Raw genomic sequence first — 24745 nt, forward strand, 5'->3', positions numbered from 1 at the left:
GGAGCGTCGGCAACCGACGACAACGCGGCTGGGGGTCCCCCCTCTGGGGGAGTGCGTGCCACACCCCGCGTCTGCGACATGATCGGCCGGACAGGTCCTGGGGGTGGGGGAGGGGGTTCGGACGGCTCCCGCTATCGCGGTGCGATCGCCTTGAGCCAGTCGTCGACGGCGAGGACATCCGCCCACTGCGGGAACAGCTTCTCGGTGAGCATCCGATGGACCTCGGCGTCGGTGTCGAGGCAGGCGTCCGCCAGGACGGTGAGGCCGAAGTCAAGGTCGACGGCGTGCCACAGGGTGGACAGCACCACAGCGCTGGTGGCGATGCCGGTGAGAACGAGACTGTCGACATCGCGGGCCCTGAGCACCAGGTCGAGGTCGCTGCCCGAGAACGCGCTCCCGCGCCTCTTGGTCACCACCACGTCGCCCTGCTGGGGTGCGACGTCGTCATGGATCTCGGTGCCGGGGGCGCCCTCGGTGAACAGGCCTGCCCGCACGGCGTTCGTCATCACCTTGTTGCGAGGGCTGACTTCCGGATCGCCCGGCCGTAAGCCGAGCCGCACGTAGATCACGGGGATGCCGGCAGCCCGGGCACCGTCGATCGCCCTGCGCAGGCGCGTCAGATATCCGGAACCGTCGTCGGCAATGGCCACGACATCCCGTTGGACGTCCATCACCAGAAGTGCGCTGTTCGCCATGCTCGCCTTCCCTTCCCCGTTGGTAAAACACTTAATGCTGTCCAGGTAGAGGCAAGGTCTCTGATCTGCGGTTTTGCCGCGGGGCGCGACATGCCCCCAGCAAGCTCGCGCCCGACGAACTCAGCCCAGATACCCCATCCGGTGACTGATCTCCCCCGCACCCTTCACCAGCAGCGGCGCCATCTCGTGCAACCGCTCAGTGGTGAACCGGTACGACGGCCCCGACGCGCTCACCGCCGCCACGACCGCACCCGTGTGGTCGCGGATCGGTGCCGCCATCGCGTGCAGGCCGATCTCCAGTTCCTCCTGCGTCCACGCGTACCCCCGCTCGCGCGCCTCCGCGAGGTCCTTCTCCAGTTTTGTCTTCGCGGTGATGGTGTGCGGGGTCACCTTCTGCAGGCCGGCCCCGTTCAGCAGCGCGGCGCGCTCCTTCGCGGGGAGGTGGGCCAGCAGGATCTTGCCGCTGGAGGTGGCGTGCAAGGGAGTCAGCTGGCCGACCCAGTTGTACGCGCTGACAGCCCCCGGGCCGCGTGCCTCGAACAGGTTGACCGCGTAGTGCTCCTGCAGCACGGCGATGTTGACCGTCTCGCCGATGTCCTCCGCGAGCTGTTCGCAGACCGGACGGCCCTGCTGTGTGATGTCGATACTGCCCGTGACCGCGCCGGCCAGCCGCACGATGCCGAAGCCGAGACGGTACTTGCCGCGCTCGCCCGCCTGCTCCACGAGACCGCGTGCCTCCAGTGCGCCGAGCAGCCGGAATGCGGTGGATTTGTGAACATCGATCTCGGCGGCGACCTCGCTGACGCCTGCCTCGCCGCGCTGGGCGAGAATTTCCAGAACGCTGATCGCGCGGTCGACCGACTGCACTCCGCCGGCCTGTGAAGTGGACGTCTCGGGTTCTGTGCTGTGGTTGCTCACAGCGAAACTATACGCGCAGTAAAAAACACTGCTGCAAGTAACAGCTCTGAAACCAAGACCTTGCACGTTGCGCGTCCCGCAACCTGGTGCGCATAACGCGACTGGATTAGCATGCCTCGCGTATCTACGGCGCGAGCGAGACGAGAGATCATGGCTCCCCTGCAATACGACTTCGTGATCGTCGGCGGCGGATCGGCCGGCAGCGCACTTGCGAACAGGCTCTCCGCGGACCCGGCGAACCAGGTGCTGGTCCTGGAGGCCGGCCGTCCCGACTACCCGTGGGACGTCTTCATCCACATGCCCGCGGCCCTCACCTACCCCATCGGCAGCCGCTTCTACGACTGGAAGTACGAGTCCGAACCCGAACCCCACATGGGCGGCCGGCGCATCTACCACGCGCGCGGCAAGGTACTCGGCGGCTCCAGCAGCATCAACGGCATGATCTTCCAGCGCGGCAACCCCATGGACTACGAGCGCTGGGCGGCCGACGCCGGCATGGAGAGCTGGGACTACGCGCACTGCCTGCCGTACTTCCGGCGCATGGAGAACTGTCTCGCCGCCGACCCCGACGACGAGTTCCGCGGCCACGACGGCCCCCTCGTCCTCGAACGCGGCCCCGCCACCAACCCCCTCTTCGGCGCCTTCCTCAAGGCCACCGAGGAAGCCGGGTACGCGCCCACCGACGACGTCAACGGCTACCGGCAGGAGGGCTTCGCCAAGTTCGACCGCAACGTCCACCGGGGACGCCGGCTCTCCGCGTCCAAGGCGTACCTCAAGCCCGCCCGGAAGCGGCCCAACCTCACGGTCAGGACGCGTGCGTTCGTGAACCGCGTCCTGTTCGAGGGCAAGAAGGCCGTCGGCGTCGAGTACCAGCGGGGCAAGGGGGCACCCCAGCAGGTCCGCGCCAAGGAGGTCATCCTCTGCGGCGGCGCGATCAACTCCCCGCAGCTCCTCCAGCTGTCGGGCATCGGCAACGCGGAGGAACTGAGCGCCCTGGGCGTCGACGTCGTCCACGACCTCCCCGGGGTCGGCGAGAACATGCAGGACCACCTGGAGGTGTACGTCCAGTACGCCTGCAAGCAGCCCGTGTCCATGCAGCCGTATCTCGCGAAGTGGCGTGCCCCCTTCATCGGCCTGCAGTGGCTGTTCCGCAAGGGGCCCGCCGCCACCAACCACTTCGAGGCAGGCGGCTTCGCGCGCAGCAACGAGGACGTCGACTACCCCAACCTGATGTTCCACTTCCTGCCCATCGCGGTCCGTTACGACGGCTCGGTGCCCGCCGGCGGCCACGGTTACCAGGTGCACGTGGGCCCCATGTACTCCGACGCCATCGGCTCGGTGAAGATCAAGAGCAAGGATCCGCGCGAACATCCGGCGCTGCGCTTCAACTACCTCTCCACCGAGCAGGACCGGCGGGAGTGGGTCGAGGCGATCCGGGTCGCGCGCAAGCTCCTCAACCAGCCCGCCCTCGCCCCCTACAACGACGGCGAGGTCTCGCCGGGGGCCGAGGTGGCGTCGGACGAGCAGATCCTCGACTGGGTCGCCAAGGAGGGCGAGACGGCTCTGCACCCGTCCTGCACCTGCAAGATGGGGCCCGCGGAGGATGACATGGCGGTGGTCGACCCCGGGAGTATGCGGGTGCATGGTGTGGACGGGTTGCGCGTCGTGGACGCTTCCGTCATGCCCTATGTCACCAACGGCAACATCTACGCGCCGGTGATGATGATCGCCGAGAAGGCCGCCGACCTGATCCTCGGCAAGCAGCCGCTGCCGGCCTCCAAAGCGGCGTACTACCGTCTGCGTGACGCCGAACAGGCCGGGTAGACCTTGGCCGAGTCGGAACTGCGGGGGCTCCGGGAACTGCTGGAGCGCGTCCGTTATGAGGTGCTGCCCGCCAAGGCGACCGAGGAGAAGGTCCTCGCCCACGTCCCGCGCGATGTCGTCGTCACGGTGACGGCGTCGCCGGTCAAGGGGCTGGAGCCGACCCTCGACCTCGCCGGTCGACTGGCGGCGCACGGTTACCGCGTCGTCCCGCATGTGCCGGCCCGGCTGCTGCGGGACGACGCGCATCTCAAGGACGTCGTCGACCGGCTGAGGGAGACAGGCGTGAGGGATGTCTTCGTGCCCGCAGGTGACGCGAATCCGGCCGCGGGGTCCTACGAGAGTGCCCTGCCGGTGCTGCGCAGGCTGGGCGAGTTGGGCAGCCCGTTCACGCACGTCGGCGTCACCGGATACCCGGAGAGCCATCCGCTCATCCACGACGACGTCACCATCCAGGCCATGTGGGACAAGCGCGAGCACGCCACGTACATCGTCAGCAACCTGTGCTTCGACGCGCGCGTGCTGGGGGAGTGGGTGGCGCGGGTGCGGCGCCGGGATGTCTCGCTGCCGGTGTACGTGGGTGTCGCGGGGCCCGTGCAGCGGGCGAAGCTGCTGTCCATGGCCACGAAGATCGGCGTGGGCGAGTCGACGCGCTTCCTGACCCGGCACCCGTTGTGGTTCCTGCGGTTCGCGGCGCCCGGGGGGTACTCGCCGGAACGGCTGCTTTCGCGTGCGGAGGGGGCGTTGACGGCGCCCGGTGCGGGGGTGGCGGGGCTGCACCTGTTCACGTTCAACCAGGTGGCGGAGACGGAGCGTTGGCGGCGCGCTGTGCTGGAACGGTTGGGCGGCTGAGGGTCGCCTCGTGGGCGCCCTGGGTGCGGTGCGTTACTGGAGGCTGTTGACGGTGACACCCTGGACCGGGCGGTGGGCGCCTACCCGGCCGACCGGCACCGCGCCGCCGCCGAGCCCGTCCCGGCGCCGACGCGCCGGACTTCAAGGGCAGCAAGCTGCCCACCCCGTCGACCAAGTGATCACACCGTAGAGGAGGTCATGGCGGCCCGACGGCCGCTATGACCTCCTCTACCACTCTCCGTGCCCCGCCTACTCTGCCGTCCTGTCGGCACGGGGACGGGGCAGGCCCGGCGCCGGTCTTCTTCGGGGCGAAGCCTGTCAGGCCGAGGCCTTCAGATACCCTGAGTGCGCCACATGGCCGAGGAAGGTGAACCGGGTCTCGCCGGCCATGTGCTTCTCGAAGGCCTCTTTGATACCCGGCCACTTGGGGTGCCCGAAGTCGTCCAGGACGACGATGCCGCCGGGCGCGATGATCTGCTCGGCCCACTCCAGGTCCGCCGCGACACCGGCGGCGGAGTGGTCGCCGTCGACGATGATCACGCCGTAGGAACGGTCGGAGATCAGGGCGCGCACCTCCGGATCCTCGGAGAAGCCCTGCTGGACCCGGGTCGCCGCACCGGCCGCGCCCGCGAGCGCCAAGTTGACGCGCACCGCGGAGCCCTGCACGGGAGCGCCCGAGGCGTCGTCGCGCATGCTGGCGCCGGGCTGCAACTGGGTGCCCGCGAGCGGATCGACGATCGTCAGCTTCGGTTCCCGACCGGCGCGCTCCAGCATCCGGATCAGGGCCGCGCCGAACATCCCGTACAGGGTGCCGATCTCCAGGACCTCGTCGTTCGGCGGGTCCAGCAGCGGTACGGCCGACAGTTTGCCGACGATGTTCATCGTGCCGCCGGCGATACGGCCGACCCCGAGCGCCTCCATCGCGATGAGCAGCCGGAACGCCTGGGCGACATTGCGCTCGGAGCCGTCCTTGTCCCCGGTGACCTGCGCCAGCTCGTCGATCGCCTGGTCGATGTGGTGCGCGGACGGCAGCCGGGCCATGCCGCGCCCGGTGCCGTCGAAGAACAGTTCCAGGGGGCGCAGGCGGCTGCGCGATTTCTGCAGTTCCTGCTGCAGCTTCTGCAGTTCCTCCTGCAGCGCCGCATCCGAGGTGTTCCTGACCGTCGAGTAGTCCCGGAGGGCGCGGCGGACATGGCGCTCTATGCGCTGATCTATGAGGTCGGCTAAAGGGCGCAGAGTGCGCCGGGCAGTTCTGCTGGTGAGAAGCGGCATCTCTGGATGCTAGGGCGCCCACAGCTGGCCCACAACTGTCGGAAGCCCACCAGACAGGCGAAGCACACATGACGTCTGGGCCACGGGACGCTCAACCTCGATTCGTCAGCGGGACTGGGTGGTTGACCTGATCGACAGTTCGCCCGTAGTGTCCTCGGGCCGTTCGAGGTGGGCCGTCGCGTGACGCCGCGGGTGCGGCGGGCTCCACGGGCCCGGAGTGCTGCCGGTTTCCTCCTTCCTGGTCCTTGCCGGAGTGGTGCCCGGCCGTCAGGTGATGGCCGGGAGGGCGGTGAGCCGCTGCCGGCAGGTGGTGAACGCTTGGGCCCTGGGCTGCCCAGGGCCAGGTCGCGTCGACGCGTAGCCATCGGCGGCGGCATGGTCGGCGAGGCGGCGGGAAGGCGGTAGGGGCGGAAGCGGATGTCTCCGGTTCGGCGTCGGCCAGGTCCTCGATGTCGTGCTCGCAGGACAGCGACCGACACCGCTTCGAGTCTCGACCAAAATGATATCTACTTCCGCCGGTCAATGGTATCGTTTTCGTGGCGCAAGTCTTCGCGAAGGGACCATCCGCATGGCCAGAACCGTCATCGACCTCGACGAAGACATGGTCATCGAGGCCATGCGCATCTTCGGCACCAAGACCAAGGCCAAAGCTGTCCGCCTCGCCATGGAGGACGCCGTCAAGAGGCACCTTCGACAGGAGGGCTTCGACGCCATCGAGGCCGGTGAGTTCGACTTCAGTGAGATCGTGGAGAACACCGGCCCCCGCAACGCCGACGGCTCTCTCAAACACACCGGCGACGGCGACGGAGCCCGGGTCGCCTGATGCAGGACGGCTACCTGGTCGACAAGTCCGCCCTGGCCCGCTGGGTGAAACCAAACGTCAAGGATGTACTCAAGCCCCTGCATGAGCGGTACCTCCTCGCGGTGTGCCGACCCACCGAGTACGAGATGATCCACTCCGCACGGGACAGCTCAGAGGCGACCCGGATCAGCACCTGGCTCCACGCCTTCGACTACCTCCACACCGACGACCAGACCTTCGCCCGCGCTCTGGAAGTCCAGCGCCACGCTCTCAACGCGGGCTTCCATCGCGCGCTGTCCCTCCCGGACCTGCTGATCGCCGCCACGGCGGAACTGCACCGGCGGACAGTCCTCCACTACGACGGCGACTTCGACATGATCGCCTCCCTCACCGGCCAGCCCGCCGAATGGGTCGTACCGCCCGGCAGCGCCGACCGCTGAGCAGATCGAGGACCGCCGCCCCCGGACGCCCCCTCGGGCCGGTCTTGTCAGACGGTGTCGAACCCGCCGGCCTTGACGCCCGCCACGAACGTGACGAACGAGGCGGCGGCGATGTCGAGAACCGGACCGGTCGGGTTCTTGGAGTCGCGGACGGGAGCTACCCCGTGTGAGGCGACGAGGTTGGTGGCGGCCTCGACGCAGTTGCCGCCGTTGTTGCTGTAGGAGGACTTGAACCAGCGGGGGGAGTCGGTGGTCACGGAGTGCCCTTTCGTAACTGGTTGATCATCGCCACGGATGCCGTGTGGGACAACGCCTCGGCCTGTAGTTGATGGTAGGCCGTCAGCATGGGCATCACGGAGGTGCTCTCTCGGTCCAGATGCCCCTGAGCTTGGGACTCGGCGTAGCAGACCACGGCCCGATCCGGCAGGGTCAGGAGATTCACGGGCAGATCGAACGTGCGACGCTCACCGATCTCGTACCGTGCCACCTGTAGCAGCGTGTTCGGCAGTTCGGCGAACTCGACCAGGCGTGCCAGCTGGGCCTCCATGACGGAGTTCCCGCCGATGGGACGGCGGATGCAGCTTTCGTCCATGGTCACAAACATCATGGGGGGGGCGGGGCCTTGCCAGCGCCGACTGCCGCTCCGCCAGGAACGAGACACGTTCATCGGCCTGTTCAGGAGTGATGGCACCGCGCCGCACGGCGCTGTCCGCCAATACCCGCGCGTACTCCGGGGTCTGCAACAGGCCGGGGATGATGCCGATTTCGTACAGCCGGATCTCTACCGCCCGGGCCTCGTACCCGACGTACTCCGGGAAGCCCTCCAGCAGGCTGCCGTGGCGGATCTCGCGCCACAGGCGTTCGAACGTGTCGATCGTGTCGCCGGTCCCGAAGGCAAGGTCAGCGCTCCGCGAGAAGCGGAGAGTTGGCATCTTGCGACCAGTTTCCACGGCCGAGACATGCGTGCTGGAGTACCCCAGCTTCGGGGCGAGCTCTTCCTGCGTCCATCCGTGTGCCTCCCGGGACCTGCGCAGGCGAGCGCCGAAGGCGGCTTGCGGGCTGGTCTCGGGATTCAGTTCCTTGCGATTCACCATTCTCCGGCTAACTCTCCGTTCGTGGCCCACAAGTTGAAGAGGTACTGACTGTAGACCACGATGAACTCGCTTGGTAGTGGAATGACTACGGAGGGGAGTCGTGATGGCTGTGCAGAACCTTCCCGCAAGCGGACAGCGGCTTCGGCCCGCCCACGTTCCGGAACCCGGCACGCTCATGGTGGACATCGGCCGTGACTGCGTGGGCGAGTTCCGTGGAGTCGCCGGCCCGCACTGGTTCCTGCGGCCGGTGTGCGGCGGAACCGAATGGGAGGCGAAGCCCGAGCACGTCCGCCTCGCCACACCCGCCGAGCGTCTCAGCGCCAGGACGGCGCGCGAGAACGCCAGAAGCCGGGGAGAGGTCGCGTGACCCACAACAACCTCGTCGAGCCCGCCGGTTCAGCAGCGCCGCACGCCGAACTCGTTGACTGTCCTGACTGCCAGGAACTCGACCGGGCCGAAGCCGCTGCCAGAGCGGAAGGGGACGCGAGCAAGGCGACCGACTGCCGCGTGCTGCGCGCTCGACACCGGGTCGGCTCTCGGCACACCCACACCGAAGGAAACCAGAATGTCGACGCTCATTGAGCCGCCCACCCGCGAACCGCTTGCCGATGTCCGGTCGCTTGAGCTGGAGATCACCGGCAAGTGTCAACTGGCCTGTGTGCACTGCCTGTCCGAGTCCAGCCCGCAGGCATCCCATGGGGATATGACCCCGGAGGACTGGCGTACGGTCATCATCGATGCTGCCGCCCTCGGTATCCGGACCGTTCAGCTCATCGGGGGTGAGCCGACAGCGCACCCGCAGTGGCGGGAGTTCGCCGAACTCGGGCTCTCGCTCGGGCTGCATGTGGAGGTGTACTCCAACCTGTTCAACGTCAACCCCATGTGGTGGGACCTGTTCATGCGGGACGGGGTCACCCTTGGGACGAGCTACTACAGCGATGACCCCGGGGAGCACGACCGAGTCACGGGGAGGCCGGGTAGCTATGTCCGTACACGGTGCAATATCCGGGAGGCCATCAACCGTGGCGTGATCGTGCGTGCCGGAATCGTGGACATCCTGCCGGGGCAACGCGTCGTCGAAGCACGGGCAGAGTTGGAATCCATGGGGGTGACGCTCATCAACACGGACCGGGCACGTGCGGTGGGACGTGCCGCTTTGCCGGGGCAGTCGCCGACACTGGATGAGATGTGCGGGCGATGTACACGAGGACGTGCGGCGGTTCTTCCCAACGGAGATCTTGCCGGATGCGTGCTGTCGCGGGACTTCCCAGCGGGCAACGTGCGGAAAACCCGGCTCGCCGACTTGCTCGGAGGCCCGGGGTGGGCGCAACTTTCGGCGAGCGTCCCCGCCCCGCGCGTCGCGTGCACCCCGAACGACTCGGGCGACTGTGACCCCGCGAGCACCGAAGCGTGTGACCCGGCGTACTGATGGCTGAGAGGCTCGGCGGCATGGATTGGGAGAAGAGAGCGGCAAGGCTCGCCGACCAGGTGGCAGACCCCGATTCCCGGTGGCTTCCGGTGGTGGCGGCCGTACCCCGGCATGAGTTGGTCCCGCGTTGGTGGGAGGTCGACGACTCGGGTGCGTGGGCTCTCCGAGAGGGGGGAGACGACCTGGACGCATGGGCCGAAGCCGCTTACGCGGACCGGTCGTTGGTCACCAGGGTCGGTGGTCTGCATGCCGATCACGCGATGCCGGGTGACCGTCCGGAGGGATTGCCCACCTCGTCCGCGACGCTGCCGAGCCTGGTGGTCCGGATGCTTCGGCATGGGCGACTCGGCGCGGGGCTGTCGCTGCTGGACCTCGGCACCGGAGCTGGCGGCCTCACGGCGTATGCGTCCTGTCGGATCGGGGACCGGTATGTGACGAGTCTGGACGTGGACGCGTACCTGACCAACGCGGCGGCTTCCCGGCTCGCCAACATCGGACTGCACCCCAACTTCGTCACCGCGGACGTGACGGAGCGCGTACCGGGCACGTACGAACGGATCGTCTCCACGGTCGGGCTGCCTGCTGGACCGGGCCTGCGTCCCGTACTCGCGGCCCTTGCCACGGGCGGACGGATCGCGACAACGCTCGAGCGGACTTCTCTCATCATCACCGGCTGGAAGCAGGCCAGCGGAGATGTGGTGGGGCGGGTGGAACGCGACACCGCCGGGTTCATGCTCACGCGCTCCGGGGACGACTACCCGCCAGCTCTCACCGAGTTGTTCGCCACCGCGCGAAAGTCAGACGGGGACGAGACCACCACCGGCCGCTATCCCGTGGTGGACGTGCTGAACGCATGGGAACTGCGATCCATGCTGGAGGTCACGACGCCAGGCGTAGAACTTGCCTACGAACAGCGCGACCGGACCCGTACCGCGTTCCTCGTCCACGCGGACGGTTCATGGGCCCGGGCGTCCGCCGAGTGGACCGACCCGCCGGAGGTCCACCAGAGCGGACCGCAACGGCTATGGACCGCGCTGGAACGCATCCGCAACCGCCTCAACACGGAAGGGGCGTTGCCGCTGCTCGGAGCTCAGGTTCGCATCACGCCTGACGGGGTGTGCCATCTGTCTCGTGGGAAGTGGCACGCCGCTGTGGGCGCCCGGTAGGCCCCGGCGGGCTGGTGCCGCATCAGGCGACATCAGGCGACGTTGGGTCTGGGCAGTCTGCGACGATGGTGTCATGGACGAGGAAGTCATTCCCATTCTTCGCGTCGAGGACGTTGCGGTGGCCGTCGCCTGGTACGAGCGACTGGGCTTCGCCAAGCAGTGGGAACACCGCTTCGAACCCGAACTTCCCGCGTTCGTGGAGGTCGTCCGGGCCGGGGTGCGGTTGTTCTTGTCGGAGCACAAGGGCGACGCCCGCCCCGACACGTTGGTCTACCTCCGCGTTCGTGATGTCGAGGCCGTCGCCTCCGAGTTCGGTGTGGAGGTGAAGGACGCTCCATGGGCGCGTGAGATCGAGCTGCGTGATCCTGACGGCAACCGGCTTCGGATCGGCACGCCGACGGAATGACCCTGGGCGGCAGTGATGGGGCACAGGCCATCAGGAACAGGACCGGCAGACATTCGGTGGATCCTGTCCCGCCGGACCGTCAGCCGGACGTCGGCACATCGGTCGGTGTCCGGAGCGGTCGGCTCGGCCCTCGGTTTTCGAAGGCCGGATACCCCGGCAGCCGGGCCACGTCCCAGCTCCCGGCGATCTCACGCAACAGCAACCGCATCGTCTCCGCGAACGCCGGGAACTCCTCCAGCGTGCTTGCCATTTCCCAGCGGTGCCTCAGCAGTTGGCGCCTCGTCGGGACCGGGCGTCGAGTCCGGTGCAGCGGGCCGTCCTCTGCGGTGCGGGGCAGCATCCTCGCTGTCGCGTCCACCGTCCAGACCGCCACTGCCTGTCGCATGCCCGCCTGCCACACCTCGTCCTCCGCCAGAGCCGGGTAGACGCCGACGACCTCCGCGCGGTACGCCTGCTCGATCTCCGCGGCCAACCCGGCCGGCAACGTGAAGACGCACCAGCAGCTGGAGAACGGCATCCGGCAGTACGCGGCTGTCAGGAACACCGACTGGTAGGAGGCCGCCTCGAAGTCGATCAGGCGCAGGCCCTCCGAGGTGAGCAGGTTGTTGTCGGGGCAGGTGTCGCCCGGGGTGAACGCCGGATACTCCTCTCCGCCCGCCGTCCCGATCCCGGCCAACTCCTCGGCAAGGCCGGGTGGAGCATCGATTCCGGCGCCTTCGAGCTGCGCCAGCAGTTCAGTCGCCCTCTGCGCGATCCATGGCTCGTCCCCCCACGGCGCCATGCCCTTGTCGTACTGGGACCGCAGCCGTGTGAGATCGGCACGCCGGTGCACTGATTCGGCAGCCAGGCGCCCGAGCCCTCGGGCCCAGGCCAGCAACCCGCTTTCCGCGGCCTTCGGATCGCTCCCGAGCAGGACGTCCGCCAGGGTCGGGGCGTTTCCGAGGTCTTCCATCACCAGCAGGGGGGCCTCGGGGTCCACCCCCAGGAGCTTCGGACCGGCGATGCCGAGGGAGAGTGCGGCGGCCTCAGCGGTGAAGCAGCGCAGGGAGTCCGGCTCGTTGCCGAACGCCTTGACGATCACGGTGCCGCCACCGGCCGTTTCGCAGCGCACCACGGTGCTGCGCGAGCTGCCACCCAGGTCGACCGGGCCGGACAACTCGACGTCCAGCAGTTTCCCGGCGGCGCGCAAGATCGACTCCATCTCGGCATTCTGCCAGCAACGTCCTGGATGTGGTTGGCCGTTGTGTGACCGTCAACCGATGTGCGACGGCCTCTTCGTACTGAGGACGGCCACGCGGAAGGTCTGCGGCTTGGAGGTCGCGCACCTGTGCCTTCTGCCGTGTCTTGGAACTCAGGCAGTGCACAAAGTCGCGGCGGGGCGCCGACCCGCGGTGAACGCGGCCGGTGGGACACCCATGAAGTGGCGGAACTCAGCCGTCATGTGGGATTGGTCGTAGTAGCCGGCCGCCGAGGCGATGTCCGCCCATCGGTTGGCATCGGCCGCGAGCACGGTGCGAACGCGGTTGATGCGTGCGAAGTGCTTGGGGGACAAGCCGGTGGCGTCGGTGAACAGGGTGTGCAGGCGGCGCTCACTGATGTACAACCGGGCCGCGGTCGCGGTGACAGTGGCGCCGACCAGTAGACGTGCCGCCTCTTCGAGCCGGTCCGACGGTTCTGGGCGGTCGGCCAATGCCTTTTCGAGAGCGGTGACCGGGTCGGCGGCGAGCTGGTCGATGTCCAGGCCCGGTAGTTCGTGGAGCGGCAGGGCGCCGTCGGCGAGACCATTCAGCGAACGTCCGAGCAGGGCTCGGGCACGACCCGGCACCATACGAACCCGCACACACGAGTTGCCGGGTGTGGCGACGTGATATGCGGCCCGGGTGCGGGGGCCCATGACGATCAACTCGCGCTTGTCGGTGCGCAGGATGAGTGTGGTGGCGTGATCGGGCACGTCGACCGCCGCCGAACCGGTCGCCGTGGCGACGTCGATCCCGGCCACCCAACGTGCAAGGGCAGGCGGCACGATCAGAGAACTCACGCGGCCCACGATAGTGCCGAAACTTCCTATCACGCGGTGTGAGAGCGCTGTCATCGTCGGGACATGATCCTTGTTACCGGTGCCACCGGCACCATCGGTAGTCATGTCGTCCGTCTGCTCGCCGAGCGGGGCCTGCCGTTCCGGGCGATGTCCCGCCGCGAGCGGCCCGACGGGGTGCGGGCCGACGGGGTGCGGGCCGACTTCGACGACCCGGCGTCGCTGGCGCGCGCGGTGGCCGACGTCGACACGGTCTTCCTTGTGACCGTGCCCCCCGTACCGACCGCGGACCACGACATCGCCCTCGTCACGGCCGCGCGGTCAGCGGGCGTCCGTAAGATCGTCAAGCTGTCCGCCATCGGCAGCGGCGAGCGATTCGACGGGGCGACCGTCGGCGCGTGGCACCTCGCCGCGGAGGAGGCGATCGAGGCCAGCGGGCTCGGGTGGACGATGCTTCGCCCGCCGAGCTTCGCCTCGAATTTCCTGTGGTACCGGGCGCTGATCCAGGCCGGAGAGCCGATCCCGAACCTGGTTGGCGACTCCCGGCAGGCCGTCGTCGACCCGAGGGACGTGGCCGCGGTCGCCGTCGCCGCCATGACCGGCGATGTGCACGACGGGCAGCGGTACGACCTGACCGGGCCCGAGCTGCTGACGTTCGCAGACCAGGCGGCGATCCTGGAGGACGTGCTGGAACGGCCAGTCAAGATCACCGATACGAATGTGCTCGACCACTTGCCGCCCGGGATGAGTACTGGCATCGGCTGGGCGCGCGCCGGCGGTGCGGCCTACGCCACGGACCACGTGAAGCAGGTGCTCGGCCGGCCGGCGGGCACGTTCGGGCGGTGGGCACGCGACCATCGGGAGGCATTCGCGGCAATGCCGTGACTCGTTGCCGCCGACTGCCGCATGTGTGGGCCAGGGCCTCCTCGGTGGTGCGGGCGCGGGCGGTGGTTCGGGTGGGCGATCGAGGCACAGCGGGATGAGGGTCCGTGCACCACTGGACAGATATTCTCTGCGGAGATAATCTATGGACACATTATCCGGTCAAGGAGGCCCCGCATGTGGGAGTACGAGCACAGCATCGAGACCAGCGCCACCCCTGAGGCGATCTGGCGTCTCTGGGCCGACGTCGAGAACTGGGGCACCTGGAACGCCGAGATCGAGAAGATCGAGATGAGTGGCCCGTTCGCGGCGGGCACGCAGATCACGATGACACCGCCCGGGGACGACCCGGTACTGCTGCGCATCGCCGAGGCGGTCGAAGACGAACTGTTCGTGGACGAGGCCGGTTTCGACGGTCTGCTGCTGCGCACCACCCACCGGATCGACCGGATCGACCACGACCGGATCCGGGTGGTGTACCGGATGGAAATCACCGGTAACGGCGCCCTCGAGGCAGGCCCGCAGATCGGCCCGGTCATCACCGCCGACTGGCCCGACACGTTGGCCTCGCTGGTCAAGCTGGCTCTGCGCTGATGCCCCTCAGTCCCGGCGAGAGCCCCGGGTTTCTGCTGTGGCATGCCACCCTGCGCTGGCAGCGTGACATCGCCACGACTCTGGCCCCGCTCGGTCTCACCCATGTGCAATTCGTTCTGCTCGCCTGCGCCTGGTGGCTCAACACCCAGGGCGAGCATCCCAACCAGCTGGCTCTCGCTCGCCAGGCCGGCACCGACGTCAAGATGACCTCCCAGGTCCTACGCACCCTGGAACAGAAAGGTCTTATCGAGCGTGAAGTCGACCCGGCCGACACCCGTGCCAAACGGCTGCGCGTCACCGACGCCGGCGCCGACCTGGCCCCACGCGCGATTGCCGCCGTTGAGCGCGCCGACGAGCGGTTCTTCCAGCCGGTACCCCTCGACGACGCGGTAGCCCTGCTCGGCCGCCTGGCTCATCCCGAATCCTGATACGCCCTAGCCGACAAGCGCAGGCCACCGCACCCGACCCCACCGGTCGGTGGCATCTGCGCGCACCGGCGGAGGCCGGGCTGCCGGCCGGCCAGGCACGTGGCGACGCCGTCAGCGGGGACGGTCGAGGGCGCCTGGGAAGCGTGCCGAGACGGGTGGGTGGGTGGGGAAATTCCGTATACGAGCGACTCAGCGGAACACCACCGTCCTGTTCCCCTCCACCATCACCCTGCTCTCGCTGTGCCACTTCACCGCGTGCGCCAGCACCTGTGCCTCCACGTCCCGGCCCACCGTCACCAGTTCGCCCGGGTCCAGGGAGTGGTCCACCCTCACCACGTCCTGTTCGATGATCTGGCCCTCGTCCAGGTCGGACGTCACATAGTGGGCCGTCGCGCCCACCAGCTTCACTCCGCGGTCGTACGCCTGCTCGTACGGGCGTGCTCCCTTGAAGCTGGGGAGGAAGGAGTGGTGGATGTTGATCGCCCTGCCCTCCAGCTCCTTGCACAGGTCGTCCGTGAGGACCTGCATGTAGCGGGCCAGTACCACCAGGTCGATGTTCAGGTCCCGGACCAGTTCCAGCAGGCGTGCCTCCGCCTCCGGCTTGGTCTCGCGGGTCACCGGGATGTGGTGGAAGGGGATGCCGTAGCTCTCCGCCAGGCCCTCGAAGTCGCGGTGGTTGGAGACGATCGCCGGGATCTCGATGTTCAGGCCGCCCGTGCGGCGGCGGAACAGGAGATCGTTCAGGCAGTGGCCGAACCTGGACACCATGATCAGGGTGCGGGTCGGGGTCGACGCGTCCCGCAGGGTCCAGGAGATGCCGTACGCCTCGGCGACCGGGCCGAATCGGTAACGCAGGTTTTCCAGGGTCGCGTCCGGATCGGAAACATCGAAGTGGACCCTCATGAAGAAACGGCCCTGGAGCCGGTCGTCGAACTGCTGGCTCTCGAGGATGTTTCCCGAGTTCCGGACGAGAAAGCCGCTCACGGCGTGGACCAGCCCCGAGCTGTCGGGACACGAGAGGGTGAGGACGTACTCACTGCCGGCTACCGGGCGAGGGAACTTGGGGGACACGTCAGCCTCCGTTGGTGCGTATTGCACAACATGGTGAGCGATACGCAACATGGTCGGCGCGGTGGCCGCTCCGGTCAAGGGCGACCGGGCGACTGCGCGCGCGCAACTGTGCACACCGGGGCAGCCTGTCGAAATCGTCATCCGCCAACTACTTGACGTATGTCTGCACATTCGCCAGGGTGTTCCACCACAAGCAATTGGGTGCACGATGCGCAACGAATTTCAGTTGAAAGGCTTGGCGCGTGGCAGACCTGTACGTGGACGGTGAATGGCGGGAGCCGGTTTCCGGTGGCCGCCGGGAAATCCGATGTCCCGCTGACGGCAGGCTCGCCGCGACCGTCTCGGAAGGGACGCGTCCCGACGCCGAGGCCGCGATCGCCGCCGCCCGCCGCGCCTTCGACACCGGACCCTGGCCGCGTACTCCCGAACGGGAGCGCGGCCAGTTGCTGCTGCGCACCGCCGACATCATGGAACGCGACGCCAAGGAGTTCGCCCGCGCCGAGTCGCTGGACACCGGCAAGCGGCTGGTGGAGAGCGAGTACGACATCGCCGACGTCGTCTCCTGTTTCCGCCACTACGGCGGCATCGGAGGCACGGACGCCGGCCGCGTGATCGACACCGGACGTGATGACGCCGTCAGCCGGGTCGTGTACGAGCCGGTGGGGGTTTGCGGGCTGATCACTCCCTGGAACTATCCGCTCCTGCAAGCCAGTTGGAAGGTCGCTCCGGCTCTTCTCGCCGGTAACACCTTTGTCCTCAAGCCCAGTGAGCTCACCCCCTCCACCTCCATCCTGCTGATGCGCGCGCTGGCCGAGGCCGGGCTGCCTGCCGGGGTCGGCAACCTCGTGCTCGGTGCCGGGCCCGAGGTGGGGGCTCCGCTCTCCGAGGACCCCGCCGTCGACATGGTCTCCTTCACCGGGGGGCTCGAGACAGGCAAGCGCATCATGGCCACCGCCGCCGCCGGCGTGAAGAAGGTGGCCCTGGAACTCGGCGGCAAGAACCCCAACGTCGTCTTCGCCGACGCCGACTTCGAGGCGGCCGTCGACTTCGCCCTCACCGCCGTCTTCCTGCACTCCGGGCAGGTCTGTTCCGCCGGTGCGCGGCTCATTGTCGAGGATTCGATTCATGATCGGTTCGTTGACGAGGTCGTGCGGCGGGCGCGGCAGATCCGGCTCGGTGGGCCCTTCGACCCCGAGGCCGAGACCGGTGCGCTGATCTCCGCCGGGCATCTGGAGAAGGTCGAGGCGTATGTCGCGGCCGGTATCGCCGAGGGTGCCGTACTGCGGTGCGGTGGTGAGCGGCCGGACGATCCCGCGCTCGCCGACGGGCACTACTACCCGCCCACCGTGCTCGACGAGTGCACCCAGGACATGCGTGTGGTGCACGAGGAGTCCTTCGGGCCCGTGCTGACCGTCGAGCGGTTCAGGGACGGGGACGAGGACGACGCCGTACGCATCGCCAACGACACCGAGTACGGGCTCGCCGGGGCGGTGTGGACGCAGGACGCCGGCAAGGCCCAGCGGGTCGCGCGCCGGCTGCGCCACGGCACCGTGTGGATCAACGACTACCACCCCTACGTACCGCAGGCGGAGTGGGGTGGTTTCGGGCATTCGGGTGTGGGCCGGGAGCTGGGACCGAGCGGCCTGGACGAGTACCGAGAGCCCAAGCACATATGGCAGAACATCCAACCCCGGCCGCAGCACTGGTTCCGCGGCTGAACGCCGAAAAGAGGTCGATCGTGACCCCAGTACAGACCGAGGTGCCGCAGCGGCGCGGCACGTCCCAGGGCTCGGACGGCACGCCGGTCATCTCCGTGCGCGGCCTGTGGAAGGTGTTCGGACCGAAGGCGGAACGGGTCCCGGAGTCGGAGGAGCTGTGCGGGCTCACCCGGCGCGAGCTGATGGACCGTACGGGATGCACCGCCGCCGTGCGCGACATCGACTTCGACGTGGCGCCCGGCGAGGTGTTCGTGGTCATGGGTCTGTCGGGTTCCGGCAAGTCGACCCTGGTGCGATGTCTCACCCGGCTGATCGAACCGACCGCCGGTGAGATCGTCTTCGAGGGCGAGAACATCCGCGACGCCGACGACAAGCGGTTGCGCGAGCTGCGCCGCAGCAAGTTCTCCATGGTGTTCCAGCACTTCGGGCTGCTGCCGCACCGGCGGGTCGTCGACAACGTGGCCTTCGGGCTCGAGATACGCGGGATGAGCCGGGCGGAGCGCGTCAAGCGCGCCCTGGAGGTCGTCGAGCTCGTCGGCCTGTCCGGGTACGAGAACTCCTACCCCGACCAGCTCTCCGGCGGTATGCAGCAACGCGTGGGCCTGGCAAGGGCGTTGGCCGGAGATCCGGAGGTCCTCCTCTTCGACGAGCCCTTCTCGGCGCTCGACCCGCTGATCCGCCGCGACATGCAGAACGAGGTCATCCGGCTGCACCACGAGGTCGGCAAGACGATGGTGTTCATCACCCACGACCTCTCCGAGGCCCTCAAACTCGGCGACCGCATCCTCATCATGCGCGACGGCAAGATGGTCCAGTGCGGGACGGGCGACGAGCTGGTGGGCGCGCCCGCCGACGACTACGTACGCGAGTTCGTCAAGGACGTGCCGCGCGCCGACGTCCTCACCCTGCGCTGGATCATGCGCCCGCCGGCCGACGGCGACGACCTCGACGGTCCCGAACTGGGTCCGGACGTCGTCGTACGGGAGGCCACCCGGGCTGTCCTCGCCGCCGAGAGGCCGGTCAAGGTCGTCGAGAACGGCAAGCTGATCGGCCTGGTCGGCGACGAGGAGATCCTCGCGGTGGTCGCCGGGCAGGGACAGGGACAGGAAGGCGACGCGCGATGACCGTCGCCATGGAGAAACCCCCGGCCCCGGAGCCGACACAGCAGACGGACACCGTGGCCGGGACCGCGCCCGTCGCCGCCGTACGACGGGTCAGCCGGCGCGTGGTGGTCGGGGCGATCCTCGTCGTCTGGCTGGTGCTGTTCGCCGTACTGCGCGGCACGAACACGCTGCCGCTCGCGGCGGCGGACCTCACCTGGCTGCACCGGTGGCTGAACGACGTCAACGACTCGATCGGTGCCAACCGCAACAGCAACCCGCTCTTCCTCTACTTCTTCAACGAGATCCGCCTGGTCATCGACAACCTGGTGACCCTCGTCCAGCATCTGATCTCCCAGCCGTCCGACTCCCGGCCCCTGCCGCAGATCGGCTGGCTCGGGGTCGTCGGCATCGCCGGGTTCGTGTCGTGGGCCGTGGGCAACTGGCGGGTGGCGCTGCTGACCGTGGCCGGGTTCGTCTTCTTCGGGCTGCAGGGGCTGTGGCAGGAGAGCATGGACACGCTCTCGCTGACACTGTCGGCGGTGTTCGTGGCGCTGCTGTTCGCGATCCCGCTGGGCGTGTGGGCGGGGCTGTCCGACCGGTTCAACCGGGTCATGACACCGCTGCTGGACTTCATGCAGACGATGCCCACCATGGTCTATCTCGCCCCGCTGACCCTGTTCTTCCTCATCGGCGGCGCCTCCGCGACCATCGCCACCGTCGTCTACGCGGCCCCGCCGACGATCCGTATCACCGCGCACGCCATCCGGACCGTGCCGGAGACGACCGTCGAGGCGGCCGACTCGCTGGGCGCGACCCGCTGGCAGTCGCTGCTGAAGGTGCTGCTGCCGATGTCGAAGCGGACGGTCGTCATGGGCGTCAACCAGACGATCATGGCCGCCCTCGCCATGGTGACCATCGCCGCCCTGATCGACGCGCCCGGCCTCGGCAAGACCGTCATGCAGGCCCTCGAGTCGCTCGACGTCGGTACGGCCTTCAACGCGGGCCTCGCCATCGTCATCATGGCCATCGTCCTCGACCGGGTCACCACCGCGGCGAGCGGACGTGAGGAGGCGGCCCGGCGTTCGGGCGGCCGACTGCTCGCCCGTCGGCGGCAGTTGGTGGTGGCGGGAGCGGCCGTCGCGGCCGTCCTCGTCTACCTCTCGCACACCTACGTGTGGGCGGCGGAGTTCCCCGGCGAGGGTGATGTCGGCAGTTCCGTCGCGAAGGCGGCCGACACCGCGAGCACCTGGGTGCAGGACAACCTGTCGGGCCTCACGAACGCCTTCCGGGACTCCCTCACCAACGGTCTGCTCAACCCCTTCCAGACCCTGCTCACCGACTCGCCCTGGTGGCTCGTCGGCGCGGTCCTGATCGGCATCGGCGTGGTGCTCGGCGGCTGGCGGGCCGGGGTGACGACGGCGGTGTGCGTGGGTCTGCTGGTCGCCACCGGTGTCTGGTCGGACAGCATGACGACCCTGGCGTCCACGCTCTTCGCCACGGTCATGACGATGCTGCTGGCCGTCGTCTTCGGCGTGTGGATGGGACGCAGCGCGCTCGCGGACCGCGTGATCCGGCCCAGCCTGGACGCGGCACAGGTCATGCCGCCGTTCGTCTACCTCGTACCGTTCCTCGCGCTGTTCGGCGCGACCCGCTTCACGGCGATCGTCGCCGCCATCGTGTACGCGGCCCCCGTCGCCATGAAGATCATCGCGGACGGGATACGGAACGTGCCGGCGGCCACCGTGGAGGCGGCCACCTCCGCCGGGTGCAACACCTGGCAGATCATCACCAAGGTCCAGCTGCCGATGGCACGCGGCGCTCTGACCCTGGCCACCAACCAGGGCCTGATCTACGTGCTGTCGATGGTTGTTGTGGGCGGCCTGGTAGGCGCGGGCGCCCTCGGCTACGACGTCGTGGCCGGCTTCTCGCAGGGGCAGCTGTACGGGAAGGGGCTGGCGGCGGGGCTGGCCATCGTCCTTCTCGGAGTCATGTTCGACCGGATCACTCAGGCAGCGGCGCGGCGTGCAGGCGCGTAAAGCGTAAGGAGCTACCACCATGGCTAGGCAAGCAACACAGTGGAGAGTCGGCGCGGCCGGCATGGCCGTCCTCGCCCTCACCCTCACCGCCTGCGGCGGCGCGAAGGTCGGCGACGACTCCTCGGGCTCCGGCACCTCCGGGGGGTCGTCCGGCGGGTCCTCCGGCTCCTCCGCGAAGTGCGGCACCTTCAACCTCGCGGTCAACCCGTGGGTCGGCTACGAGGCGAACGCGGCGGTCGTCGCGTACGTCGCGGAGCAGGACCTCGGGTGCAAGGTCACCAAGAAGGACCTGAAGGAGGAGATCGCCTGGCAGGGCTTCGGGACGGGCGAGGTGGACGCCGTCATCGAGAACTGGGGCCACCCCGACCTGAAGAAGAAGTACATCACCGACCAGAAGACCGCCGTCGAGGCCGGCGCGACCGGCAACGAAGGGCTGATCGGCTGGTACGTGCCGCCGTGGCTCGCCAAGGCCCACCCGGACATCACCGACTGGAACAACCTCGACAAGTACGCGGCGAAGTTCAAGACCTCCGAGTCGGGCGGCAAGGGCCAGCTCCTCGACGGCGACCCGTCGTTCGTCACCAACGACGAGGCGCTGGTGAAGAACCTGAAGCTGGACTTCAAGGTGGTGTACGCGGGCAGCGAGACCGCGCTCATCCAGGCCTTCCGCAAGGCGGAGAAGGACAAGGAATGGGTGATCGGCTACTTCTACGAGCCCCAGTGGTTCATGGCCGAGGTGCCGCTCGTCAAGGTCAAACTGCCGGAGTACAAGGAGGGGTGTGACGCCGACCTGGAGAAGGTGGCGTGCGACTACCCCGTGTACAAGCTCGACAAGATCGTCAGCACGAAGTTCGCCAAGTCGGGGAGTCCCGCGTACAACCTGGTGAAGAACTTCAGCTGGACGAACGATGACCAGAACACGGTCGCGAAGTACATCGCCGAGGACAAGATGACGCCGGAGGCGGCGGCGAAGAAGTGGGTTGAGGCGAACCGGGCGAAGGTGGACGCCTGGATCAAGTGATGCCTCGAGTGTTCTGAGGTGGGTTGAGCATGGCTGCCCGGTGGGTGGCGCACGTACGGGTGCGCCGCCTGCCGGGCATTGGCGTTTTTCGCCCCCGCCGCCCCTACCCGTCCCTCCCCCAGAGGGGGGACCCCCATCGGGGGCGCTGCCCCCGAACCCCCGTTGTCGCGCTGAACGCGCTCGTCCTCAAACGCCGGACGGGCTGGTATTTCAGCCCCTCCGGCGTTTGAGGAGCGGGGTCTGGGGCGGAGCCCCAGAAGGATGGGACGGGTAGGGGCGGCGGGGGCGAGAACCCCTTGACACCCACCTGTGCTGCAGGCACATTGAGTTGCGCAACCTGAGTCATGTTGCGTAGAAAGCAACTAACCGGAGGTGCGGCGATGGCGGGACCCCGAGTGGTCATCATCGGAGCGGGCGTCGTTGGCGCGGCACTCGCGGACGAGATCTCCGCACGAGGCTGGACCGAAGTGACCGTGGTCGACCAGGGCCCGCTGCCCGCCACCGGGGGATCGTCGTCGCACGCCCCGGGCCTGGTCTTCCAGACGAACTCGTCCAAGACGATGACCGAACTGGCCCGCTACACCGTCGAGAAGTTCTGCTCCCTGGACGTCGACGGCAAGCCCTGCTTCCTCCAGGTCGGCGGCCTCGAAGTCGCCACCACCCCCGAGCGCCTCACCGAACTGCACCGCCGCCACGGCTGGATCACCGCCTGGGGGATCGAGTCCCGCCTGCTGACCCCCGAGGAGTGCGTGGAGCAGCACCCGCTGGTCAACCCCGACCGGGTCCTGGGCGGCCTCCTGGTCCCCACGGACGGCCTCGCGAAGGCGGTCCTCGCGGTGGAAGCCCAGATCCGCCGGGCGACCGAACGCGGCGTGACCTTCCTGCCCCGCCACGAGGTGCTGGACGTCCAGCAGACCGACGGCCAGGTCACCGGGGTCCTCACGGACCAGGGCGAGATCGCCGCCGACATCGTCGTGTGCTGCGCCGGCATCTGGGGGCCGAAGATCGCCCGCATGGCCGGTCTGAACCTCCCCCTCACCCCCCTGGCCCACCAGCTGGCCTGGACCGGCCCGGTCCCCGCGCTCGCCGGCCAGACGGAGGAAGCGGTCCGTCCGATCCTGCGTCACCAGGACGCCGACCTCTACTACCGCGACCGCTTCGACGCCATCGGCATCGGCTACTACGGCCACCGCCCGATGCCCGTCTCGGCCGACGACATCCTCTCCTTCGACCAGGCGGACGCGGCCGGGTCGATGCCCTCCGTCCTGAAGTTCACCGAGGACGACTTCGCGGACGCCTGGACGGAGACGCAGTCCCTCCTCCCGGCCACGAAGGACGCGAAGGTCGAGGAGGGCATCAACGGCCTGTTCTCCTTCACCACCGACAACTTCCCGCTGCTCGGCGAGTCCCCGGACGTCAAGGGCTTCTGGGTCGCCGAAGCGGTGTGGGTCACCCACTCGGCGGGCGTCGGCCGCGCCATGGCCGAGCTGCTGGTCGACGGCTTCTGCTCCTCCTTCGACCTGCACGAGTGCGACCTCAACCGCTTCGAGCCGCACCAGCTCTCCCCGGAGTACGTCCTGGCCCGCGACTGCCAGAACTTCGTCGAGGTCTACGACATCCTGCACCCCCTCCAGCCGTCGGGTGACCCGCGCCCGATCCGCACCAGCCCCTTCCACACCCGCCAGCGCGAACTGGGCGCCTTCTTCCTGGAGGCGAACGGCTGGGAACGCCCGCACTGGTACGAGGCCAACGCGCCCCTGGTGGAAGGCCGTTCCATCCCCACCCCGAACGACTGGGCGGCCCAGTACTGGTCGCCGATCGTCGGCGCCGAGGCCCAGGCGACCCGCGAGACGGTCGCGATGTACGACATGACGGCCCTGAAGCGCCTGGAGGTGACCGGCCCGGGAGCCGCGACCTTCCTCGAAGGCCTCACCACCAGCAAGGTCGCCAAGTCGGTCGGCTCGGTGACGTACACCCTGCTCCTCGGCCACGACGGCGGCATCCGCAGCGACGTCACCGTGGCCCGCCTCGGCCGCGACCTCTTCCAGGTCGGCGCCAACGGCAACCTCGACCTCGACTGGTTCACCCGCCACCTCCCGGCCGACGGCACGGTCCAGGTCCGCGACATCACCCCCGGCACCTGCTGCATCGGCCTGTGGGGCCCGCTGGCCCGCAAGGTCCTCCAGCCCCTGACCGACGAGGACTTCTCCAACGACGGTCTGAAGTACTTCCGCGCCAAGCGCGCCTACATCGGCAGCGTCCCGGTGACGGCGATGCGCCTGTCCTACGTCGGCGAACTCGGCTGGGAGCTCTACACCACCGCCGACCAGGGCCAGAAACTCTGGGACACCCTCTGGCAGGCCGCACAGCCGCTCGGCGGCATCGCCGCGGGACGCGGCGCCTTCAACAGCCTCCGCCTGGAGAAGGGTTACCGCTCCTTCGGCACCGACATGACCTACGAGCACGACCCCTACGAGGCCGGCGTCGGCTTCGCGGTGAAGCTCGACAAGGGCGACTTCGTGGGCAAGGCGGCGCTGGAACGCCGTAAGGGCGAGGTCCGGCGCAGGCTGACCTGCCTGACCATCGAGGACCCGGGGTCCGTGGTGATGGGCAAGGAGCCGGTGTACGAGGGTGACCGGGCGGTCGGCTACGTCACCAGCGCGGCCTACGGCTACACGATCGGCAAGGGCATCGCGTACGCCTGGCTGCCGGCCGAACTGGCCGCCCCGGGGACGGTGTTGGAGATCGGCTACTTCGATCAGCGGGTGGCGGCGGTCGTTGCCGAGGAGCCGTTGTTCGACTCGACGATGTCTCGTCTCCGTGGGTAGGCGCTCCGCTTGGGGGGCGGTTATTGACGTGCGGGCCGGTGGGGGCTTGTCGCGCCCCGCGGCGGAGCCGCAGATCGATACAGCCCCGCGCCCCTGGAGGGTCGCTTCGCGAGCCCTCCTCAGGATGACGAGCC

Annotated in this window: 24 protein-coding genes and 1 pseudogene; 17 read left to right on the forward strand and 8 right to left on the reverse strand. The window is 68.5% G+C overall.

Annotated elements, in window-relative coordinates:
- Positions 1-131 precede the first annotated feature (131 nt).
- Complete coding sequence (locus PV396_RS13445; protein ID WP_319204131.1) at positions 132-695, reverse strand: cysteine hydrolase; 564 nt, start codon at positions 693-695, stop codon at positions 132-134.
- 120 nt (positions 696-815) lie between these two features.
- Positions 816-1562 carry an IclR family transcriptional regulator gene (locus PV396_RS13450; protein WP_319205492.1) on the reverse strand — a complete coding sequence of 249 codons (747 nt, stop codon included), beginning with the start codon at positions 1560-1562 and terminating at the stop codon, positions 816-818.
- Between the two features lie 201 nt (positions 1563-1763).
- Here PV396_RS13450 and betA point away from each other — a divergent pair, with 201 nt between their 5' ends.
- Together betA and PV396_RS13460 are read left to right on the forward strand one after the other, a co-directional pair.
- The gene (gene betA / locus PV396_RS13455) at positions 1764-3437 is read left to right on the forward strand and encodes a choline dehydrogenase (RefSeq protein WP_319204133.1); all 1674 of its coding nucleotides are present in this window, start codon (positions 1764-1766) and stop codon (positions 3435-3437) included.
- Between the two features lie 3 nt (positions 3438-3440).
- Positions 3441-4286, forward strand: a complete 846-nt coding sequence (locus PV396_RS13460) for a methylenetetrahydrofolate reductase (protein ID WP_319204135.1) — start codon at positions 3441-3443, stop codon at positions 4284-4286.
- A gap of 318 nt (positions 4287-4604) precedes the next feature.
- Here the strand turns inward: PV396_RS13460 and PV396_RS13465 are convergent, their stop codons facing one another.
- Complete coding sequence (locus PV396_RS13465) at positions 4605-5558, reverse strand: class I SAM-dependent methyltransferase (protein WP_319204137.1); 954 nt, start codon at positions 5556-5558, stop codon at positions 4605-4607.
- Between the two features lie 568 nt (positions 5559-6126).
- Here PV396_RS13465 and PV396_RS13470 point away from each other — a divergent pair.
- Together PV396_RS13470 and PV396_RS13475 are read left to right on the forward strand one after the other, a co-directional pair.
- Complete coding sequence (locus PV396_RS13470; protein ID WP_319204139.1) at positions 6127-6381, forward strand: type II toxin-antitoxin system VapB family antitoxin; 255 nt, start codon at positions 6127-6129, stop codon at positions 6379-6381.
- Positions 6381-6800, forward strand: a complete 420-nt coding sequence (locus PV396_RS13475) for a PIN domain nuclease (protein WP_319204141.1) — start codon at positions 6381-6383, stop codon at positions 6798-6800. The genes PV396_RS13470 and PV396_RS13475 overlap by 1 nt, the downstream gene beginning before the upstream one ends.
- A 47-nt stretch (positions 6801-6847) precedes the next feature.
- On the opposite strand, the gene PV396_RS13480 is transcribed toward PV396_RS13475, so the two are convergent.
- Positions 6848-7057, reverse strand: a complete 210-nt coding sequence (locus PV396_RS13480; RefSeq protein ID WP_319204143.1) for a DUF397 domain-containing protein — start codon at positions 7055-7057, stop codon at positions 6848-6850.
- Positions 7054-7894 (reverse strand): annotated as a pseudogene (locus PV396_RS13485) (helix-turn-helix domain-containing protein). Before PV396_RS13485 ends, PV396_RS13480 begins: the two are co-directional and overlap by 4 nt.
- Before the next feature lie 103 nt (positions 7895-7997).
- Here PV396_RS13485 and PV396_RS13490 point away from each other — a divergent pair.
- The 5 genes from PV396_RS13490 to PV396_RS13510 all read left to right on the forward strand — a co-directional run bounded on the left by PV396_RS13490 (position 7998) and on the right by PV396_RS13510 (position 10895).
- Complete coding sequence (locus PV396_RS13490) at positions 7998-8261, forward strand: hypothetical protein (RefSeq protein WP_319204145.1); 264 nt, start codon at positions 7998-8000, stop codon at positions 8259-8261.
- Positions 8258-8476 (forward strand): hypothetical protein, encoded by a 219-nt coding sequence (locus PV396_RS13495; protein WP_319204147.1) that lies wholly within the window; start codon positions 8258-8260, stop codon positions 8474-8476. The genes PV396_RS13490 and PV396_RS13495 overlap by 4 nt, the downstream gene beginning before the upstream one ends.
- The gene (locus PV396_RS13500) at positions 8460-9323 is read left to right on the forward strand and encodes a radical SAM/SPASM domain-containing protein (protein WP_319204149.1); all 864 of its coding nucleotides are present in this window, start codon (positions 8460-8462) and stop codon (positions 9321-9323) included. Before PV396_RS13495 ends, PV396_RS13500 begins: the two co-directional genes overlap by 17 nt.
- Before the next feature lie 20 nt (positions 9324-9343).
- Positions 9344-10489: a methyltransferase type 11 gene (locus PV396_RS13505; RefSeq protein WP_319205494.1), complete on the forward strand. Its 1146-nt coding sequence runs from the start codon at positions 9344-9346 to the stop codon at positions 10487-10489.
- Between the two features lie 73 nt (positions 10490-10562).
- A complete protein-coding gene (locus PV396_RS13510) occupies positions 10563-10895 on the forward strand; it encodes a glyoxalase superfamily protein (RefSeq protein ID WP_319204152.1) in 333 nt (110 codons plus the stop codon).
- Between the two features lie 79 nt (positions 10896-10974).
- Here PV396_RS13510 and PV396_RS13515 read toward each other — a convergent pair whose 3' ends face one another.
- Positions 10975-12096, reverse strand: coding sequence for a hypothetical protein (locus PV396_RS13515; RefSeq protein ID WP_319204154.1), 1122 nt, complete (start codon positions 12094-12096; stop codon positions 10975-10977).
- A gap of 150 nt (positions 12097-12246) precedes the next feature.
- Positions 12247-12933 carry an AraC family transcriptional regulator gene (locus PV396_RS13520; RefSeq protein ID WP_319204157.1) on the reverse strand — a complete coding sequence of 229 codons (687 nt, stop codon included), beginning with the start codon at positions 12931-12933 and terminating at the stop codon, positions 12247-12249.
- Positions 12934-12996: 63 nt separating this feature from the next.
- Between PV396_RS13520 and PV396_RS13525 the strand changes: the two genes are divergently transcribed.
- The 3 genes from PV396_RS13525 (at position 12997) to PV396_RS13535 (ending at position 14834) form a co-directional block, all read left to right on the forward strand.
- Positions 12997-13815, forward strand: coding sequence for an NAD(P)H-binding protein (locus tag PV396_RS13525; protein WP_319204159.1), 819 nt, complete (start codon positions 12997-12999; stop codon positions 13813-13815).
- A 174-nt stretch (positions 13816-13989) separates the two neighbouring features.
- Positions 13990-14406 (forward strand): polyketide cyclase, encoded by a 417-nt coding sequence (locus tag PV396_RS13530; protein WP_319204161.1) that lies wholly within the window; start codon positions 13990-13992, stop codon positions 14404-14406.
- The gene (locus PV396_RS13535) at positions 14406-14834 is read left to right on the forward strand and encodes a MarR family winged helix-turn-helix transcriptional regulator (protein WP_319204163.1); all 429 of its coding nucleotides are present in this window, start codon (positions 14406-14408) and stop codon (positions 14832-14834) included. Before PV396_RS13530 ends, PV396_RS13535 begins: the two co-directional genes overlap by 1 nt.
- A 189-nt stretch (positions 14835-15023) precedes the next feature.
- Here the strand turns inward: PV396_RS13535 and purU are convergent, their stop codons facing one another.
- Positions 15024-15905, reverse strand: coding sequence for a formyltetrahydrofolate deformylase (gene purU / locus PV396_RS13540; protein ID WP_319204165.1), 882 nt, complete (start codon positions 15903-15905; stop codon positions 15024-15026).
- A gap of 242 nt (positions 15906-16147) precedes the next feature.
- Here purU and PV396_RS13545 point away from each other — a divergent pair, with 242 nt between their 5' ends.
- From PV396_RS13545 to PV396_RS13565, 5 genes are all read left to right on the forward strand, one after another.
- Positions 16148-17623 carry an aldehyde dehydrogenase family protein gene (locus tag PV396_RS13545; protein WP_319204167.1) on the forward strand — a complete coding sequence of 492 codons (1476 nt, stop codon included), beginning with the start codon at positions 16148-16150 and terminating at the stop codon, positions 17621-17623.
- Between the two features lie 20 nt (positions 17624-17643).
- Positions 17644-18747, forward strand: a complete 1104-nt coding sequence (locus tag PV396_RS13550) for a glycine betaine/L-proline ABC transporter ATP-binding protein (RefSeq protein ID WP_319204169.1) — start codon at positions 17644-17646, stop codon at positions 18745-18747.
- The gene (locus PV396_RS13555; protein ID WP_319204171.1) at positions 18744-20762 is read left to right on the forward strand and encodes an ABC transporter permease; all 2019 of its coding nucleotides are present in this window, start codon (positions 18744-18746) and stop codon (positions 20760-20762) included. The genes PV396_RS13550 and PV396_RS13555 overlap by 4 nt, the downstream gene beginning before the upstream one ends.
- Before the next feature lie 19 nt (positions 20763-20781).
- Positions 20782-21783, forward strand: a complete 1002-nt coding sequence (locus PV396_RS13560) for an ABC transporter substrate-binding protein (RefSeq protein ID WP_319204173.1) — start codon at positions 20782-20784, stop codon at positions 21781-21783.
- Between the two features lie 380 nt (positions 21784-22163).
- Positions 22164-24611 carry an FAD-dependent oxidoreductase gene (locus PV396_RS13565; RefSeq protein ID WP_319204175.1) on the forward strand — a complete coding sequence of 816 codons (2448 nt, stop codon included), beginning with the start codon at positions 22164-22166 and terminating at the stop codon, positions 24609-24611.
- The last annotated feature ends 134 nt before the right edge of the window (positions 24612-24745 follow it).

Source organism: Streptomyces sp. ME02-8801-2C (assembly GCF_033793965.1).
Lineage (GTDB): Bacteria > Actinomycetota > Actinomycetes > Streptomycetales > Streptomycetaceae > Streptomyces.